The sequence below is a fragment of the Psychrobacter sp. Arc9 genome (genome assembly GCF_041431295.1).
In the GTDB taxonomy this organism is placed as follows: domain Bacteria; phylum Pseudomonadota; class Gammaproteobacteria; order Pseudomonadales; family Moraxellaceae; genus Psychrobacter.
Genome location: NZ_JASMRK010000002.1, coordinates 55,508 through 73,861, shown reverse-complemented (window position 1 = coordinate 73,861; position 18,354 = coordinate 55,508). Strand labels below are relative to the sequence as shown.

At 41.9% G+C, this 18,354-nt stretch carries 17 protein-coding genes; 16 read left to right on the top strand and 1 reads right to left on the bottom strand.

The window, feature by feature from the left end; translation table 11 throughout:
- Nucleotides 1-70: 70 nt before the first annotated feature.
- The 15 genes from proB to QO187_RS01525 all read left to right on the top strand — a co-directional run bounded on the left by proB (nt 71) and on the right by QO187_RS01525 (nt 16,729).
- Nucleotides 71-1,243, top strand: a complete 1,173-nt coding sequence (proB, locus tag QO187_RS01595) for a glutamate 5-kinase (RefSeq protein ID WP_102094427.1) — start codon at nt 71-73, stop codon at nt 1,241-1,243.
- A 92-nt stretch (nt 1,244-1,335) separates the two neighbouring features.
- Nucleotides 1,336-2,472, top strand: coding sequence for a uroporphyrinogen decarboxylase (gene hemE / locus QO187_RS01590; RefSeq protein WP_102094428.1), 1,137 nt, complete (start codon nt 1,336-1,338; stop codon nt 2,470-2,472).
- Nucleotides 2,473-2,608: 136 nt separating this feature from the next.
- Complete coding sequence (gene argC / locus QO187_RS01585; RefSeq protein WP_102094429.1) at nt 2,609-3,676, top strand: N-acetyl-gamma-glutamyl-phosphate reductase; 1,068 nt, start codon at nt 2,609-2,611, stop codon at nt 3,674-3,676.
- A gap of 103 nt (nt 3,677-3,779) precedes the next feature.
- Nucleotides 3,780-4,646, top strand: coding sequence for a hypothetical protein (locus QO187_RS01580; RefSeq protein WP_102094430.1), 867 nt, complete (start codon nt 3,780-3,782; stop codon nt 4,644-4,646).
- A gap of 166 nt (nt 4,647-4,812) precedes the next feature.
- The gene (locus tag QO187_RS01575; RefSeq protein WP_101206289.1) at nt 4,813-5,208 is read left to right on the top strand and encodes an ATP-dependent Clp protease adaptor ClpS; all 396 of its coding nucleotides are present in this window, start codon (nt 4,813-4,815) and stop codon (nt 5,206-5,208) included.
- Between the two features lie 636 nt (nt 5,209-5,844).
- Nucleotides 5,845-8,385 carry an AAA family ATPase gene (locus tag QO187_RS01570; protein WP_102094431.1) on the top strand — a complete coding sequence of 847 codons (2,541 nt, stop codon included), beginning with the start codon at nt 5,845-5,847 and terminating at the stop codon, nt 8,383-8,385.
- A gap of 180 nt (nt 8,386-8,565) precedes the next feature.
- Nucleotides 8,566-9,303, top strand: a complete 738-nt coding sequence (locus QO187_RS01565) for a uracil-DNA glycosylase (protein WP_102094432.1) — start codon at nt 8,566-8,568, stop codon at nt 9,301-9,303.
- Nucleotides 9,304-9,330: 27 nt separating this feature from the next.
- Nucleotides 9,331-9,855, top strand: a complete 525-nt coding sequence (gene tadA / locus QO187_RS01560) for a tRNA adenosine(34) deaminase TadA (protein ID WP_228153226.1) — start codon at nt 9,331-9,333, stop codon at nt 9,853-9,855.
- A 189-nt stretch (nt 9,856-10,044) separates the two neighbouring features.
- The gene (gene cmk, locus QO187_RS01555; RefSeq protein WP_102094434.1) at nt 10,045-10,812 is read left to right on the top strand and encodes a (d)CMP kinase; all 768 of its coding nucleotides are present in this window, start codon (nt 10,045-10,047) and stop codon (nt 10,810-10,812) included.
- Nucleotides 10,813-11,119: 307 nt separating this feature from the next.
- Complete coding sequence (rpsA, locus tag QO187_RS01550) at nt 11,120-12,808, top strand: 30S ribosomal protein S1 (protein ID WP_371546779.1); 1,689 nt, start codon at nt 11,120-11,122, stop codon at nt 12,806-12,808.
- Nucleotides 12,809-13,132: 324 nt separating this feature from the next.
- Nucleotides 13,133-13,438, top strand: a complete 306-nt coding sequence (locus QO187_RS01545) for an integration host factor subunit beta (protein ID WP_057759195.1) — start codon at nt 13,133-13,135, stop codon at nt 13,436-13,438.
- Nucleotides 13,439-13,500: 62 nt separating this feature from the next.
- Entirely contained in the window at nt 13,501-13,908 is a 408-nt protein-coding gene (locus tag QO187_RS01540) for a lipopolysaccharide assembly protein LapA domain-containing protein (protein WP_101206142.1), read from the top strand.
- 104 nt (nt 13,909-14,012) lie between these two features.
- Complete coding sequence (pyrF, locus tag QO187_RS01535; protein ID WP_160023008.1) at nt 14,013-14,711, top strand: orotidine-5'-phosphate decarboxylase; 699 nt, start codon at nt 14,013-14,015, stop codon at nt 14,709-14,711.
- Between the two features lie 225 nt (nt 14,712-14,936).
- Nucleotides 14,937-15,734 (top strand): metallophosphoesterase, encoded by a 798-nt coding sequence (locus QO187_RS01530; protein WP_240991019.1) that lies wholly within the window; start codon nt 14,937-14,939, stop codon nt 15,732-15,734.
- A 158-nt stretch (nt 15,735-15,892) separates the two neighbouring features.
- Nucleotides 15,893-16,729, top strand: a complete 837-nt coding sequence (locus QO187_RS01525) for a histidine phosphatase family protein (RefSeq protein WP_057759202.1) — start codon at nt 15,893-15,895, stop codon at nt 16,727-16,729.
- A gap of 155 nt (nt 16,730-16,884) precedes the next feature.
- On the opposite strand, the gene rpsT is transcribed toward QO187_RS01525, so the two are convergent.
- Entirely contained in the window at nt 16,885-17,151 is a 267-nt protein-coding gene (rpsT, locus tag QO187_RS01520) for a 30S ribosomal protein S20 (protein ID WP_010200097.1), read from the bottom strand.
- Nucleotides 17,152-17,615: 464 nt separating this feature from the next.
- Here rpsT and QO187_RS01515 point away from each other — a divergent pair, with 464 nt between their 5' ends.
- Complete coding sequence (locus QO187_RS01515) at nt 17,616-18,317, top strand: NAD-dependent epimerase/dehydratase family protein (protein ID WP_057759204.1); 702 nt, start codon at nt 17,616-17,618, stop codon at nt 18,315-18,317.
- The last annotated feature ends 37 nt before the right edge of the window (nt 18,318-18,354 follow it).

The window sequence follows — 18,354 nt, the reverse complement described above, 5'->3', positions numbered from 1 at the left end:
GCTTGAGCAGTTATACTTGAATTGTGAATTTAATCCCTACAATCAATTGATATGAAAAAAAGGAGTTTATATGGCAGATGACATAGCAAACACGATGGAAGAAGCAAGATTTGTTAAGCAAACTCGCAACTTTGATATTCAGCGCGTTATTGTCAAAATTGGTTCATCACTATTAACCAATAACGGTCGAGGGCTGGATCGTACTGCCATATATGAGTGGGCAAAGCAGATTGCTAAGCTGCACAAAAAAGGCGTTGAGGTACTGCTAGTATCATCAGGTGCTGTTGCTGAAGGTGTGGTACGTATGAACCTTGAGGAACGCCCTAAAAAACTAGCAGCACTACAAGCCTGTGCTTCTATTGGTCAAATGGGGTTGATTGAAACATGGTGGTCAGCTTTGATTCAGCATGGTATTCAAAGCTCGCAGCTACTGCTAACTCATGATGACTTGTCTAATCGTAGCCGTTACCTTAATACGACGGGGGCGCTGACCCAGTTATTAGAATGGCGCGTACTACCTGTTATCAACGAAAACGATACCATCACGATTGATGAGATTAAATTCGGTGATAACGATACCTTGGGTGCGATGGCAGCCGCAATGGTTAATGCTGATTTGTACATCATCTTAACCGACCAAGAAGGTGTCTTCACTGATAACCCACGTGATAATCCTGATGCCAAGATGATTCGCCAAGAACGTGCAATGGCGGATTATTTATTTGATATTGCAGGAGACGGCGGTAAGCTTGGACGCGGTGGTATGTTGACCAAAATCCGTGCTGGACGCCTTGCTGCTATGGGTGGCTGTCCTACCGTTATCGTCAGCGGTGCTATCGATGACGTTATTACCCGTGTGGTATCAGGCGAAGCGGTAGGTACATTGCTGACGACTAATGACGAAGATAAAATCATCGCGCGTAAACAGTGGCTAGCTGCGCATCTACGTATGTCAGGTAGCTTGGTCGTTGATGCAGGTGCTGCAAGAGCATTGACTGAGCACAATAGAAGTTTATTGCCAGTGGGTGTTGTAGAAGTGCGGGGCGGGTTTGATGAAGGTGATGTGGTAGAAATCATTCATCAAGATACTGGCGAACGCATAGCCGTTGGGCAGGTAAACTTCTCATCGAATGATGCGCGCCGCGTAGCTCGTGAGCGTACCGAACAGTTCGATAAGATCTTTGGCAGTAGCGAAGAACGTGTCGTCATGGTACACCGCGACAACCTTGCATTGACTGTATAGCGCTTTCATATAACCTTTTTTATTCAACTTATTTTATCCAGCACAATATCCATTTATAAATATGGATATTGTGCGGTTTTGGAGATTTGTACATGAGTGCTTCAGACGGTAGTAACTCGGCTCAGCAACAGTTTGCACCTTTAAAAAATGATAGATTGCTACGTGCATTACGTTTTGAGCCCATCGATACCACACCGGTATGGATGATGCGCCAAGCTGGTCGTTATTTGCCAGAATATAAAGCCACTCGTGCTGAAGCGGGTGACTTTATGAGTCTGTGCAAAGATACAGCCCGCGCTACTGAAGTGACTCTACAGCCATTGCGCCGCTATGACTTAGATGCCGCTATTTTGTTTAGTGATATTTTAACTATCCCTGATGCGATGGGATTGGGCTTGTATTTCGAAACAGGTGAAGGTCCTAAATTTAAGCATCCTATCCGTGAGCAGGCTGATCTTGATAGATTGCCAGTGCTTGAGCCAAACGACTCTCTAGATTATGTCATGCGTGCTGTAACCAGTATTCGTAAAGCATTGAATGGACAAGTTCCACTATTTGGTTTTTCTGGTAGTCCGTGGACGTTGGCTACTTATATGATAGAAGGCGGTAGCTCGAAGGATTATCGTTATACCAAAGGCTTTTTGTATAGTAACCCTGATTTTTTACATCAGTTACTAGACAAGCTGGCGACGTCAGTTATTGACTATTTAGATGCCCAAATCGTCGCTGGTGCTCAAATTGTACAGATATTTGATAGTTGGGGCGGGGCGTTAGGCCATCGTCAATTTATCGAATTTTCACACATTTACAATAAGCGTATTGTCGCTGAACTAAAAGAACGTCATCCACAAGTACCTGTAGTGCTATTCACTAAAGGTGGTGGGTTATGGCTTGATATTCAGGCTGACAGCGAAGCGGACGTGTTAGGTTTAGATTGGACGATGCCGATTGATCGTGCGCGTCAAGTGTTGACTGAAAGTCAGCGTCAGTTGACCAAGAAGCATAAAAAATTGCAAAGCAGCAAAGCTATCCAAGGTAACTTAGATCCAGCGACGTTATATGGCTCGCCTGCAACTATCCGTTCTGAAGTGAACGCCATGCTTGACCGTGCTTACGCTGACGGTGAAAAGACTGGTTACATAGCAAACTTAGGTCATGGTATCACCCAGTGGGTTAACCCTGACAATGCCAAAGTGTTTGTGGATGCAGTACACGACTATAAAATTTAAGAGTCAGAATATTTAGAGAGTGATTCTGTATTTGTTCGCATTTGCGGAACTGTATAATTTATGGAACTGAATGAGTTATAAGCAAATATAGAATCTATCAGTGCATATTTAGTATTTACCAAGAAAAGGGTGTTTTATGATTTCAGCAGCGATCGTCGGTGGCACAGGCTATACGGGTATTGAGCTCATTCGCTTATTATCTGCTCATCCTGAGGTTTCTATTGATTTATTAACTTCTCGTAGCGAAGCTGGCACTCGTGCTGATGAAATCTTCCCAAGCTTACGCGGTGTGTCTGACATCGTTTTTAGCGACTTGGGTGATAATACGCTTGCTGCATTGCAAAAATGTGATGTTGTGTTTTTTGCGACGCCACATGGCGTAGCAATGAAGCAAGCTGAAGCGCTTACTCAAGCTGGCGTCAAGGTTATCGATTTGGCTGCTGATTTTCGTTTGCAGTCACTGACTGACTTTGAGCATTGGTACAAGCAGTCACATGCTTGCCCTGAATTGTTGAAAACAGCAGTCTACGGCTTACCAGAAATCAATCGTGACAAGCTTGCGAATGCGTTACTAGTAGGCAACCCAGGCTGTTATCCAACCACTGCGATTTTGGGTCTAAAACCAATTATCGAAGCTCAGAATAAGCAAGCAGAGCGTTTGATCGAGTCTCGTATTGTAATTGACGCAAAATCTGGTGTATCTGGCGCAGGTCGTCAAGCATCACTTGCACTCAATTATGCTGAGACAACAGATAGTTTTAAGGCTTATAGCGTCGAAGGTCATCGTCATTTACCAGAGATTGAGCAGGGTGTCGCACAGTTATTAGACAGTCAATTTACGCACCGTATTCGCTTTTTGCCGCATTTAGTACCGATGATTCGTGGCATGCTCAGCTCTATTCATATGGAACTGACCGATGCTGGTGCGGCTATCGATTGGCAGCAAGCGTTTGACAATAGCTATGCGTCAGAGTTGTTTGTTGATGTCATGCCAAAGGGGCTTTATCCCGATACGCGCAGTGTTCGCGCTAGTAACCGTTTACGTATTGCCGTACATCAGGACAATGAGCGCGCTGAGCTAACAGTTATCGTTGTTCAAGATAACTTAGTCAAAGGTGCTGCTGGGCAGGCTGTTCAAAACATGAACGTGATGTTTGGTTTTGACGAGTCAATGGGGCTAAACTTTGCACCGATTGTTCCTTAATATCAACGACTTCATATTCCAATCATTCACATTTGCGGTGCTAGGTATTGATTATAAATTCGGCTATAATGACTTGCCCTTACCCTTAAGAGATACTGTCTAAATGCGTTCTCAGCTCGTACTACGCTTTTGCTCACAGCCAGCACGTCTATCGTGCAAAGACTTGGTTATAGATAGCTTGGAGCGCAAACAGCATTCCTTTAGAAATAATAATGTCCCTATAAGTGGTATTGCTAGCTCACAACGCGGCGCTTCTACATTGGTATTGGCACTGTTTGTAGTGGCTGTATTAGTGACAGCGGTGGTTGGGCTGGTATTCGGTCATAAGCTTGGTTACCAACGTGGCCTTCATTCGATGGAAACAGAAGCCAAGCAAGCAATCATCGATAGCACTGAAGCGACACAAGCATTAGAAGACTTGCGCCTTAGCAATAAGATAGCCACTAACCAAGCGGCAACTGCCAAACAAGAACTGGCCATCAGTTTGGCTAATTTAAAAGAACTGCGTGAAAGCCAGCAAGAATTAACAGTAGAAAATAAGCAAGTATCACAGCTCAACGAGCTATATTCAGATGTCATCCGTGAGAAAGGTGGTATGCCTTTACAGGTATTAGGTGCCAAAATTTCGCCACTACCTGAAAATGCTTTTGAGTATGGTTTTGATATTGGGATGCTCGGTAGCGATGGTCAAGCCAAACGCTTGAGGCCTGTATTGACGCTACTTAACAATGACGATCTTGTAGAAGTACCTCTTGACCCTGCATACCATATGATCGAAGGTATCGTTCGGATACGTGGTCGCTTTGTAATGCCATCAGGCTTTAGACCATTGCAAGCCAAACTGACTTTGCAAGCTGGTGGTCAGAAAGTAGAGCAATTGTATGACTGGAAGCTCGGTGATAGTGTGGATAACATGCTACCATCGCTCCTAGATTTACCAGAAGTTGATGAAAGTCCTATCGTACCTTGATTACCTCATGTCTTAATGAAATACTCAGTGACGATGCTGTGGTTGAAATCAAAGCACAATAGCCCTAGTTAGTAGTTGTGCTTTATACCATGCCTTATCGCCTGCCTTAACAACCTCTTCTATCTTAAACTTACCTTATAATTATATTTTGATTATGATGAAAAAAATGATATCACAAGCCACGCCAACGGTTGCTGATTGGCACTTTCCCAATATGCCTGCTCATCGTGCACAAGACGGTGATACCGATGGTGAAACGTCACCGCAAGCAGATGTATTGGTCGCAGAGCCTGAAGTAGCCAAACCGCCTATGTATGCGGTTGTTATGTATAATGACAACTACACGCCGATGGAGTTTGTTGTATATATATTGCAGTCAGAATTTCGTCATAGTATGGATTCTGCAGTCGAGATTATGCTGACTATTCATAATAGCAGCAAAGGCATTGCTGGCATTTATCCTAAAGATATCGCCGAGACTAAGGCCAAAAAAGTAAATAGTTTGGCACATCGTGAAGGCTATCCCTTATTAACCCAAATCGAGCCGCATCAAGGCGAGTAGAGCAATTTATTAATTTCTTATACTGATATATGGCTCTATTATAGCTGTACCTACTGTTCTTTATTTCTAAGCAATCCATATCAAAGCTCACCTTTATAGTGAGCTTTTTCGACTTTTCAGTCATTCCCCTTATATACAAGTAGAATCTTTTAAAATAGATTTATTATCCATAGAGTCTTGATTTCTATAGCGAATAACCCTATCTATTAAACAGCCTACTCAATAGTCTTAGACTAAGTATCTCAGTTAAACTTGCTAAAACTCTGTCATTTCTAGCTTCTAAAATATCAATCTCTCTTTCTATCTAATCAGTTTTTCAACATTTAATATTCGTTATTAGAGTTGTCGCTACTAGCTTGTAGCACGCTTTGATACATTTTAGTCTGTGTTAATAGATTGACTCCGTTGAAGTATCGTGTTGATATAAAGAAAAGCGGCCATGGATAGTTATGATTACTGTTGGCTGATAGCGAGATTATAGTATTTAATCAATAGTCTACCGCTCACCTCATTTATTCATGACTTCTAATAATACGAATATAGCCCTTGAACAATTCATCTACCGCCCTGATTTACTTACTAACTCATTCATAAAACTATCAATTATAAAGATAGATATAACCGTAGGAAGTTGTTATGTTAAGTCGTCATCTTGAAGTTTCTCTACGTTTAGCAATGACGCTTGCGCGCCAAAAATCGCATGAGTATCTCACTGTTGAACACTTGCTTTTGGCCTTATTAGAAAACACTCATGCTGCCAATACGTTGACTGCTTGTAATGCTAATGTCTCGGCGTTGCGTACTGAGCTTGAGGTTTATATTAATAAACACACGCCAACTATCGATGCTGATACAGAACAGTCACCGCAGCCGACTCAAAGCTTTGATCGTATCTTGCAGCGTGCTATTTTTCACGTGCAATCGATCGGTGGTGGTCGTTTGGTAGAAGGCTCTGATATTTTGGTCTCTATGTTTTCAGAGCATGATACCTATGCTGTCTACCTGCTTAAAAAACAAGGCATCAGTCGCCTTGAGCTAACCCAGTATTTGTCACATGGTCAAGATAAAGAAGAGCCGTCTGAATCACGTGGTTCTGCAGGCACTGAGCGTCGTAGTGCCTCTGAAAAGACCAGTAAAGATCCCTTAGTTGAATTTGCAACCAATCTAAACCAGCGAGCTGCTGAAGGTAAAACGGATCCTTTGATTGGGCGTGCTTCTGAAATTGAACGTGCTGCCCAAGTACTATGCCGTCGTCGTAAAAATAACCCATTGCTAGTAGGTGAGCCTGGTGTAGGTAAAACCTCTATCGCTGAAGGTTTAGCATGGTTAATTATTAACGACAAAGCGCCGAAGCCACTTAACGGTTGCGTGATTTATAGCCTTGATATTGGCTCACTAATTGCGGGAACTAAGTATCGCGGTGACTTTGAAAAACGCATGAAGTCGTTGCTTGATGCACTAAAGAAAAAACCAAATGCTATTCTTTTTATTGATGAAATTCATATGATTATTGGTGCTGGTTCATCTATGAGTAGCAATATGGATGTATCGAACCTTATCAAGCCAGCGCTTGCTAACGGTGAGCTACGTTGTATAGGTTCAACAACCTTTACTGAATATCGCCAAGTATTTGAAAAAGATCATGCATTGTCGCGTCGTTTCCAAAAAATCGATGTCAAAGAACCCAGTGTGGATGACACCATCGATATCCTGCGTGGCCTAAAACCTCGTTATGAAGAATTCCATAATGTTGAGTATACGGATGAAGCGTTGGTCACAGCGGTACAGTTATCAGCCAAACATATTCATGAGCGTTTTTTACCTGACAAAGCTATTGACGTAATTGACGAAGCAGGTGCGTATAAGCGCTTAGGTGTGGTGCCTGATGTCGATGATATCGAAGCGGAAGAAAGTTTCATTGCTGATTTAGAGCAAGATTTTGATGCGCAGATTGATGCTGATATCGAAGGTATCGATAGTGATACAGATAATGAAATGCAGGATGAAGCAGCGACTGCGAAAGCAAGCGATAGTGCTAAGTCAGCAGATGGTGTGAAATTATCAAAAGGTCAAAAGCCACCGATGAAAATCGATGTTGCTGATATCGAAGCTATTATTGCCAAATTGGCACGTATTCCACCCAAATCTGTATCGAGTGATGACAAGAGCATCCTTGAGCATTTAGATCGAGATCTTAAGCACTTGGTGTTTGGTCAAGATGAGGCGATTGCTACGTTGGCTGATGCTATCAAGCTATCACGTGCAGGACTAAAAGCACCTGATAAGCCAATTGGTTCGTTTATGTTTGCAGGTCCAACTGGTGTGGGTAAAACAGAAGTATCGCGTCAGCTAGCGAACCTGTTAGGTGTAGAATTGGTACGCTTTGATATGTCAGAGTATATGGAAGCGCATACGGCATCACGCTTGATTGGTGCACCTCCAGGTTATGTTGGCTATGATCAAGGTGGCTTACTTACTGAAAAAATCAATCAGCATCCACATTGTGTGTTGTTGCTTGATGAGATTGAAAAGGCGCATCCGGATGTCTTTAACTTGTTACTACAAGTCATGGATCATGGGACGTTGACCGATAATAATGGTCGTGTGGCCATTTTTAAGCAAGTCATCGTTATTATGACAACAAACGTTGGTGCTGATAGTATCAGTCGCTCGTCAATGGGCTTTACTCAACAAGACCATAGCCGTGATAACACAGAGTCGCTGAAACGTGTCTTTACGCCAGAGTTCCGTAATCGCCTAGACGCCATTATTCAGTTCAATCCTCTAGATACGTCAGTTGTTGTATCAGTTGTCGATAAGTTCTTGGTTGAATTGCAAGTGCAGCTTGATGATAAGCAAGTGACATTAGAGATTGATGATGATGTACGTGACTACTTGGCGGATAAAGGCTATGACCGTCTAATGGGTGCACGTCCGATGCAGCGTCTGATTCAAGATGAAATCAAAAAACCATTGGCAAGTATGATTTTGTTTGGGGATTTGGTCAATGGCGGTGTCGTACACCTGACCTTAGAGCCTAAAGTCGATGATTCTCAAGAGAGTGATACGATGAAGCTTGATAAGGTATCAGACAAAGGCTCAGCTGATAGTCGTATTATTCTAACAGTCGTTGAAACTCATGAACCGCATCCTGATTCTGAGTCTCTAGCCAGCTAAGTTTTTTGATATTGACATCATAAAAACGGCTACCGTATTACTGCGGTAGCCGTTTTTTTATTGCTATAATTCATCAACAAAGCACACACCGTTTTTTGTTAGTATGATTATTTACAGTAAATCAGCTTTAACGAACCTATTGAATTTATAACAAGATAACAAGTATAAAAAGGACACACTATGGAACTGTTTGATGAACCGAAAACCAAGACTCCAGAACAAAAGCAAGCGATTTTAGACAATGTCCGTTTACCAGAAGATTGGAAAACGGCATTAGCAGATGAATTAACGTCTGAGAATATGGACAATCTACGCGCGTTTTTAAAAGAAGCCTACCAGTCCGATGATAGTATCTATCCGCCTGCACCATTGATGTTCAATGCGCTTAACCTCACGCCTTTGTCACAAGTCAAAGTGGTAATCTTGGGCCAAGATCCTTATCATCGTCCAGGTCAGGCTATGGGGTTATCATTTTCTGTTCCTAAAGCCATTCCAAAGCCACCATCATTGAATAATTTGCTTAAAGAAATGGCAGATGACATTGGCATTCGCCCTTCAGCGCATGGCGATTTGACATACTGGGCGCAGCAAGGCGTTCTACTGCTTAATAGCTCACTAACTGTGCGAGAAGGCGAGCCAAACAGTCATCAGAATAAAGGCTGGGAGCAGTTTACTGACGCTGTCATCGATGCAGTCAATGAACAGACAAAGCATACCGTGTTTATTTTGTGGGGTAGTAAAGCCCAGAAGAAAGGCAAGTATATCGATACCGATAAGCATTTGATCCTGACAGCGGTACATCCATCACCACTGGCGGCAAACCGTGGCGGCTTCTTTGGCACTAAACCTTTTTCTAAAACAAATGATTACTTGGTGCAGTATGGCCAAACTCCAATTGACTGGCAATTACCACAATAAATGCAAAATATACAGAATATAAGCTTAATGCCGTATCAACCTTTAAATATGCAGGCCAGCACTTTTTGGTTAGCTGAAGATATTAAATGGATGCAACAAGCAATCGAACTTGCTAGACAAGGTGCTGAGCGAGGAGAGGTGCCGGTAGGTGCGGTATTGGTACATGAGCAGCAAATTATTGGCCAAGGGTTTAATCAACCAATTAGTAGTCATGATGCTACTGCTCATGCAGAGATAGTTGCATTGAGAGATGCTTGTACGCGTTTAGAAAATTATCGACTGCCGCTACAGACTACTTTATATGTCACTCTGGAGCCGTGTACAATGTGTATTGGTGCATTAATTCATGCGCGTGTAAACAAGCTGGTGTACGCAGCGAGTGAACCGCGTGCTGGGATGGTTGGTAGTCAAATGGACTTATCATTACAACCTTTCTATAATCACAGTATTCAAGCCTATAGTGGATTATGCAGCGAGCATAGTAGTCAAATACTTAAGACATTTTTTCGTGAGCGTAGGCAAGCGGCGAAAAAGAATAAGGCCACTATGTAAACTCAAAATACTAATAAACAAGATATCAGTCTTGGTGCTAGTGGTCACGATGATTTTTTGCTATAATATTGCCCTATTTGATAGCACCCATTTCAATGGGCTATTAAAGACTTAACATACGAATAAATATTGTTTTATTAATGACATACGATAAGCGATATAAGTAACGCATATTATTGAGTAAGTATTATGACTAGTTCTACACCTGATAATGTTTTACTCAATACAGAGGATAGCCATACCTCATCAGTGCGCTACCCTGTTATTTGTATCGATGGTCCCAGTGGCGCTGGTAAAGGTACGGTCACATGGCGTCTAGCACAAGTGTTAGGCTATCAGTTGTTAGACTCTGGTGCGCTTTATAGAATTGTTGGGCTAAAAGCCTTTGAAGCGGGTTTAATCAGCGCAGATACTAGCCAACCAATTGATGAAAATGCTGTATTAGCATTGACTGAAAGCTTAGAGATAGCGTTTGTACCAAACAATGACTCAGGACGTGTAGATATCATTGTTAATGGACAAGCAGTAGGTGAGCAAGTACGCAATGAAACGGTCGGAGGCTATGCATCACAGATAGCTGTCTTTCCACAAGTTCGTCAAGCATTGCTCAAGCTACAACAAGATATGGCCACTCGTTCAGGTTTGGTTGCTGATGGTCGCGATATGGGTACGGTTGTTTTCCCAGATGCTGATGTTAAGGTGTTTTTGACGGCCAGTGCTGAAGCACGTGCAGAGCGCCGTGTGATTCAGTTATTGAATGCTGGTCAAACAGCAGATTTTGAGGCGATTTTAGCGACGATAAAAGAGCGTGATGATCGTGATGAAAATCGCAGTACAGCGCCATCGAAGCCTGCGGCAGATGCATTATTACTTGATAGCTCAGCGCTTAATGCTGATGCAGTATATGAGCAGGTTAAGAAGCATTGCCAAGATAAAGGTGTTTTTTTCACTAGCTAGTCATTTAATAGCTAGTAAAAACAACATATTAAGTACTAAAAAGTTTCCTATTAATCATTGTTTTAGTATAAAATAATACGGTTAAGTTAAATTTTATTGAAGCCATAAGAAAAACTTAGTTTATTCAAGATATTGCATTCGATATAAGACAGTTGTTGTTAGTCAGTTTTAATTATAATGAGCTCGCTATCAACAAACGTTTTTTTATATGATTGTATGGGATATAAAACCAGTATTTCGTTCTATACAATCATAAATTTGATCCGTACTGTGCTGGACAGGATACGGCTATACAAAGGTAGACATAATGGAATCATTTGCTGAACTATTTGAAGCGAGCATTGAAGAGCAGGGCCTAGATATCGAGCGTGGCTCGGTTATTACAGGTGCTGTTGTGGCCATCGATAGCGATTGGATCACAGTAGATACTGGTCTTAAATCTGAAGGTATCGTCGCTCGTGAAGAGTTTTTAAGCGAAGAAGGCGAACTTGAAGTTGAAGTTGGCGATAGCGTTGATGTCGTAGTTGAAGCGGTTGATAACGGCATGGGTCAAACCTTGCTGTCACGTGAGAAAGCTAAACGTGTTGAAACTTGGAACTTCCTTGAAAAAATCGCTGATAACGATGAAATCGTTAAAGGTATCATTTCAAGCAAAGTTAAAGGCGGTTTCACTGTAGATATCGGTTCAGTACGCGCGTTCTTACCAGGTTCATTGGTAGATGTACGTCCTATCCGTGATACAACGCATCTTGAAGGCAAAGAGCTAGAATTCAAAGTCATCAAACTTGACCAGAAACGCAACAACGTTGTTGTTAGCCGTCGTGCAGTTATGGAAGCTGAAAACTCAGCTGAGCGCGAAGAGCTATTGAACAAGCTTGAAGAAGGCATCGAGATCGAAGGTATCGTTAAGAACCTTACTGATTACGGCGCGTTCGTTGATCTAGGTGGTATCGATGGTCTATTGCACATCACTGACATGGCATGGCGCCGTATCAAGCACCCATCTGAAGTTGTTGAAGTTGGCCAAGACCTAAAAGTTAAAGTATTGAAGTTTGACCGTGAACGCAACCGCGTTAGCCTAGGTTTAAAACAACTTGGTACTGATCCTTGGGATAACGTTGGCGGCACTTACCCAGTAGGTAGTGTTGTAAAAGCTCGCGTAACTAACTTGACTGACTATGGTTGTTTCGCTGAGATTTCTGAAGGTATTGAAGGTCTAGTACACGTATCAGAAATGGATCATACCAACAAAAACATCCACCCATCTAAAGTTGTTCAAGTGGGCGATGAAGTTGAAGTAATGATTCTTGATATCGATGAAGAACGTCGTCGTATCAGCCTAGGTATCAAACAAACTCTAGCTAACCCATGGGATGAGTTTGATAAGAAACATGAGCGCGGTGATAAAATCACTGGTACTATCAAATCAATCACTGACTTCGGTATCTTTATCGGTCTAGACGGTGGTATTGATGGTCTTGTTCATCTATCTGATATCTCTTGGAACGAAACTGGCGAAGATGCTATCCGTAACTACAACAAAGGTGACACCGTTGAAGCAATGGTATTGTCTGTAGATGCAGAAGCTAACCGTATTAGCCTTGGCGTTAAGCAGCTAAGCTCTGATCCATTCAACGAGTACTTGGTTGGTAACGACCGCGGTGCTATCGTTAATGGTAAAGTAAAAGAAGTAGATGCTAAAGGCGCTACTATCGAACTTGCTGACGAAGTTGAAGCTTATCTACGTGCTTCTGAAATCCAACGTGACCGCGTTGAAGATGCAACTAAGCATCTGACTGTTGGTGATGACGTTGAAGCGAAAATCATCAGTGTTGATCGTAAAACACGCAACATCAACTTGTCTATCAAAGCGAAAGACGAAGCTGAAGAGCGTCAAGCGATTAAAGATCTTGGTAGCACGAACACTACTGCTGCTCCAGGTTCTGATGCACAGCCAAAAACTATTGGTGATTTGATCAAAGAGCAAATGCAGTAAGCTGCAAACTATTGACATAAAAGTAATATAAAAAAAGCGACTTCGGTCGCTTTTTTTTATGATTAGATTTTATTAATACAGTTAGTAAGAGAGGTTTTTAGCCAAATGGGCAAACTCTTATTCCCATTTACGCTAATATCCGCTATCATTTGCACCATTGAGTAACGAGATGATAGTTATAAGCTTTTTATAGTCATAATGTGATTCTGAATGTTAATTTTCAAAGATTCAGTATATATAGTTTAATTATACAAACGCAATTACGTACTATAGAGCGTTGACTTATCATCAGCTTATCCATCAATCAACAAGGCAAGCGTAATAATGCAGCAAGCGATTAACAAATCCGAATTTATTAGTAATTTGAGTGCAAACTGTGACAACATGGCAGACACCGTGGTTGATGACGCAGTGCGTGAAATCTTAAACTTGATGACCCATACTTTAGCCAATGATGGCCGAGTCGAAGTTCGCGGATTCGGTAGTTTTTGTCTACATCATCGCCGTGCCCGTATGGGACGTAATCCTAAGACAGGTGAAAGCGTACCTGTACCGGCTAAAGCGATTCCACATTTTAAGCCAGGTAAGGCTTTACGCGAAGCAGTAAACGATACGGTAGCAAACGGTTAATTAAACCAGCACTGGCTATCTAACCGTCAAAATTTATCATTCCAAACAGAGGTAACTGTCTCATGCGCTTTCTACTATTTGTATTGCTATTCTTGAGCTTTGCCTATTCACTTGGTTTGGTATTGGCAAATAATACTGAGGTCGGAGTCAACCTACTGTTTTCACAAGCACCTACGATGAATCTAGGGTTGCTACTTATTTTGTGTTTGATGCTAGGTATTGTTATTGGTATTTTACTGGCATTACTTATCTTTCGTGTGCTACAGAATAAGTGGGAAATCTCACGTCTGCAAAAAGCAAACGCAAACCTGCAAGAGCAATTGACTCAAGCCAATACAGTTATCGATCGTCAAGCAAGCGCGCCAACAGTAGATGAAGCTGTTTATGGTGCTTCTGCTACTAACGTGCACAATACCGATGCAACTAGCCTAACTGAAGGCTCTACTCTATCTAAGCGTAGACGAGATTAAGTCTTTAGGTAATCTTTTAGGTGCTCTGCTAAGTGACAGTTCAACGATCGCAGTACTGACCTCAAATACAATACTTTGATAACTTCAAAATATATGGTAAAACCATGAATAAAGTAATTAACTCTCCAGTTGTCGTCGCTCTAGACAATATGACGGTAAAGGCTTCTTTAGCGTTAGCTGACCAGTTAGATCCATCCCAATGTCGATTGAAAGTCGGTAAAGAGCTGTTTACGCGTTGTGGTCCTGATATCATCAAGGCATTACATCAACGTGATTTTGAAGTGTTCTTAGACTTGAAATTTCATGATATTCCGAATACCACTGCTCAAGCAGTATTGGCTGCCGCTGAACTTGGTGTATGGATGGTGAATGTCCATGCTAGCGCAGGTCTAGAGGCCATGTCGTTGGCAAAACAGCGCTTGCTAGATAGAGATCTCGATACCTTACTTATTGCAGTTACTGTATTAACCTCTATGGATAGTGAAGCGTTGATGCAAACAGGCATCACTGATAGCTTAGATACCCAAGTAAGCCGACTAGCACAACTGACTAAGCAAGCTGGTCTAGATGGGGTAGTTTGCTCGGCTCAAGAAGCAAAGGCACTTAAAGCATTATGTGGTCAGGATTTTAAACTGGTAACGCCTGGCATACGCCTAGCTGAAGACAATGCGGATGATCAAAAACGTATCTGTACACCAAGTCAGGCGCTAATAGACGGTTCCGATTATTTAGTCATTGGTCGTTCGATCACTCAAGCCTCAGACCCTGCTGCTAAACTACAGACAATACTTCAAAGTATTTAAGTTTGAATAGATGTTAAGAAAAAAAGACAGCCTAAATGGCTGTCTTTTTACTTTTTGATGGTCAAGGAAAAGCTGCTACACTACTTAAATTTATTCTTACAACCTTTCTAAAATATAATAACTATATTGACAACGCTCATGTAGCTAAAGATCAGTAGTACTGCTATGAGCGTTTATCGCTAATTAGATTTTTAATAATAACGCCACTAAGTGATGTTGGATAATATGAAATTACAGATATTGAGTGACTTACATATTGATAGTTATGCACGTCAATCGCACCCCGTTGGACATATTCCCAAAACTGATGCAGATATAGTGCTGGTAGCAGGGGATACTGCTAATAGCGACAAAGGTATGCCGTGGTTGCAAGAACAAGCGGCGCGCTTAGAAATTCCCCTGATTACTATCGCTGGTAATCATGAATACTTTGATGAAGATGTCTTGAACTTTGACCATAAACTGGCAACTTGGGATAACTATGATACTGCGTCTAAAAAAGGGGTTCGCGTATTACAATGCCAGCATATCGATATCGGTGATATACGCCTTTTAGGTTGTACCCTTTGGACAGACTATCAGTATCATGCTAACGAAGACACCATGGCCGCTGCTCGTCATTTTATGCGTGACTATAAGCAAATCTATGCAGGCAACGAATTGTTTTCACCTGAAGTATCTATGCAGATTCATGCCAAGCATCGTCAGTGGCTACAGCAAGCTTTGATGGAATCTCATGAACTAGGTAAAAAAACAGTAGTCATGAGTCATCACAGCGTCAGTGCGTTATCGGTGTCTGAAAAATATGCCAATCTACCGAGTAATGCGGCTTTCGTCAGTGATCTGTCAGGATGGATGCACGAGGATTGGGCGCCGATGCTATGGGTACACGGACATACTCATGAAGCATTTGATTATAAAATTGGTAATACGCGAGTGATTGTCAATCCACGAGCCTATCCTAATGAGGTCAGTAGTACCGCACTAGAGTTCGCGTGGGACAAAGTCATTGATATTGGCTAGGACCGTGTGTAAATATCTGGCAAATCTCGATTTATTCTAGACATAGATTCTTTTGAATAAAGCGTTTTTCTGAAAGAGTACATAGTATTTATAAGATATATTGCAACTAGATTTGTCTGTGGTTCATTCCTGATAAGAAATCTGCTAGGCTTGCTATCATGAGTAAATATCTAAATAACACCCTGTCCAAAATATCTGCTGACAAGCTTGCGAGTCACACCCCAAGCGCGCCTGCACCTTCGCACCTACCAGATAGTATGATTTCCTCCGTTAGCCTATTGCCTGAAAATAAGCGGCTGATACTATTTACTAGGCACTCTTTACGCGAGCGTTCTGATGGTAATGGCTTTGCTAGCTATCAGCTACCGTTGACTCCTAAAGGCCGTATACTGGCAAAGTCTTGGGGTCGTTGGTTATCAGGTCATCTACCATATTCGCTCGACGTCGATAGTATTTCTAGCCCGATTGGGCGTTGTATCGATACCGCGCAGCTGATGCAAGAGGGGGCAGGACTACGGCGTGACATTACGCATCAATCATTGTTGGTTGAGCCTGGCAGTCTCGTCACTGAGCCTGAAATAGCCAATCCTGTGTTCAAAGAAATTGGCGTCCTGAACTTTATTAATCGTTTTTTGCAAGGCAATCTCGAAGGGACTAAAAACACCTATCAAGGCGGTTTGGATATTCTGTCGCTTTTTTATCAGAATCAGCCGCAGCATGGCCATCTGATGCTCGCTGTGAGTCATGACACGTTGCTATCTGCGTTCTTGGCCGTCATGTTCGATGTGGTAGAGATTGATTGGAATGATTGGCCAAAGATGATGGAAGGCGTGTTCTTATGGTTCGATGATAAGCCATTTGATCAAGCGAGCGCGCATTTTATTTGGCGGGGTCAGGTATATACTCGGCCGATTAGTTCATTATTAGACGGTTACCGTGCAGCTGGCTATCATCCTAGCAAGTTGCTATTGCCGCCAGAAGTACAGTGGAATTGATGCTTTGTTCAAACATTGAATGAGTTGATAGAGCAACTATTCGTTGAATACGTTTTGAACAGGCATAAAAAAAACCTTGCCACGGTATTAGAACCAGTGACAAGGTTTTAGTCATTACGCTATAAAAACGAAATGCGGTCTAACCAATACAAATCTTAAGCTTGTAGGCCTTTGATTGTTTTGTTTAGGCGGCTCTTACGACGAGCAGCTTTATTCTTATGAATAATACCTTTGTCAGCCATACGATCAAGAACTGGTACCGCTTTTTTGTAAGCTTCGGTAGCCGCGTCATAATCTTTAGCTGCGATAGCCGCATCAACACGTTTTAAGTAAGTACGAACCATAGAGCGTTGTGACGCAGAGTTCTGACGACGTTTGGTGTTTTGACGGGCGCGTTTACGAGCTTGTGCAGTATTAGCCACGCGTATCTCCTTGATAAAGATAGATAAAAATATGAATGTTGATTGCAATAATGGGTTTAACAATCATCGGTGACGAGCAGCCGTCTCGTCAAATATGATGTCGATGTCTGATATTAAAGTATCTAATATAAATAGAGCATCGTAAGCGTCAGAGCTGTTTGGAATAATTAAACAGCGTTGACGTGTAAAGCCGATTATCTTAGCAAATTATTGAACTAAGGACAATATATTTGATGATTAATGCTCAAAGAAGTTACGTAATATCATTGAATCTGGGTCATTCTAGTAACTAAATCCTTAGTAAGCGCTGACAGACATAGAGGGTTGATAAAATCTCTTACAATATATCCTATATAATAGCATCAGTTATTGAGGAATTTAGGTATGATATTCTAACGATAGACCTTGATATAGGTATTTTCTCATCAATATAGTTCATCTAATGTTATATAAGTGGATAGGGTATGCAGCGAAAAGCAATTGTGATTGGCGCAACGGGGTTAGTAGGGCAGCATTTGGTAAAGCAACTGAGTGAGCTTTATGACACATTGATTGTGATTGCTCGTCGCCCGCCACGCTACATTAATGCCAGCATGCGTTTTTATCAAATCAATGATTTCGATAATCTCTCTGAAGTGTTTGCAAGTGTTGGTGCCGATCGCACCACGGATGCTTTTAGTTGTTTGGGTACGACAAAAAAGCAGGCTGGTAGTGATGAGGCTTTTCGCAAGGTAGATCGAGACTACAACGTAAACTTTGCCAAGTTATGTCGTGACAAAGGGGTAGAGAATTTCTTTTTACTCTCCTCAATGAATGCGGATATTGATAGTCGTTTTTTATACAATCGAGTCAAGGCTGAAACAGAGCAGGCTGTTATGGCATTAGATTTTGGCCAGTTGGTCGTCTTCCGTCCGTCATTATTGCTTGGTAAGCATAAAGGTCGTCCGCTTGAAAGCATTGGTCAAAAAGCCTTTAAACTCATCTCGCCGCTCGTGTCAGAGTCACTATCGTTACATCCTATCTCTGCTAAACGCGTTGCTAGTGCCATGGCCATGAGTGCTCATGATATCTATCATCGTAGTAAATATCGTACTGAACCTCAAATCAAGCATATCGATATTATCGAAAATAAGCAGATGCTAGCGATGACCCGTGTCAAAAAATAAAAGGACAGTTTTTCTAGTGACAGATTCAGTCTCAAAA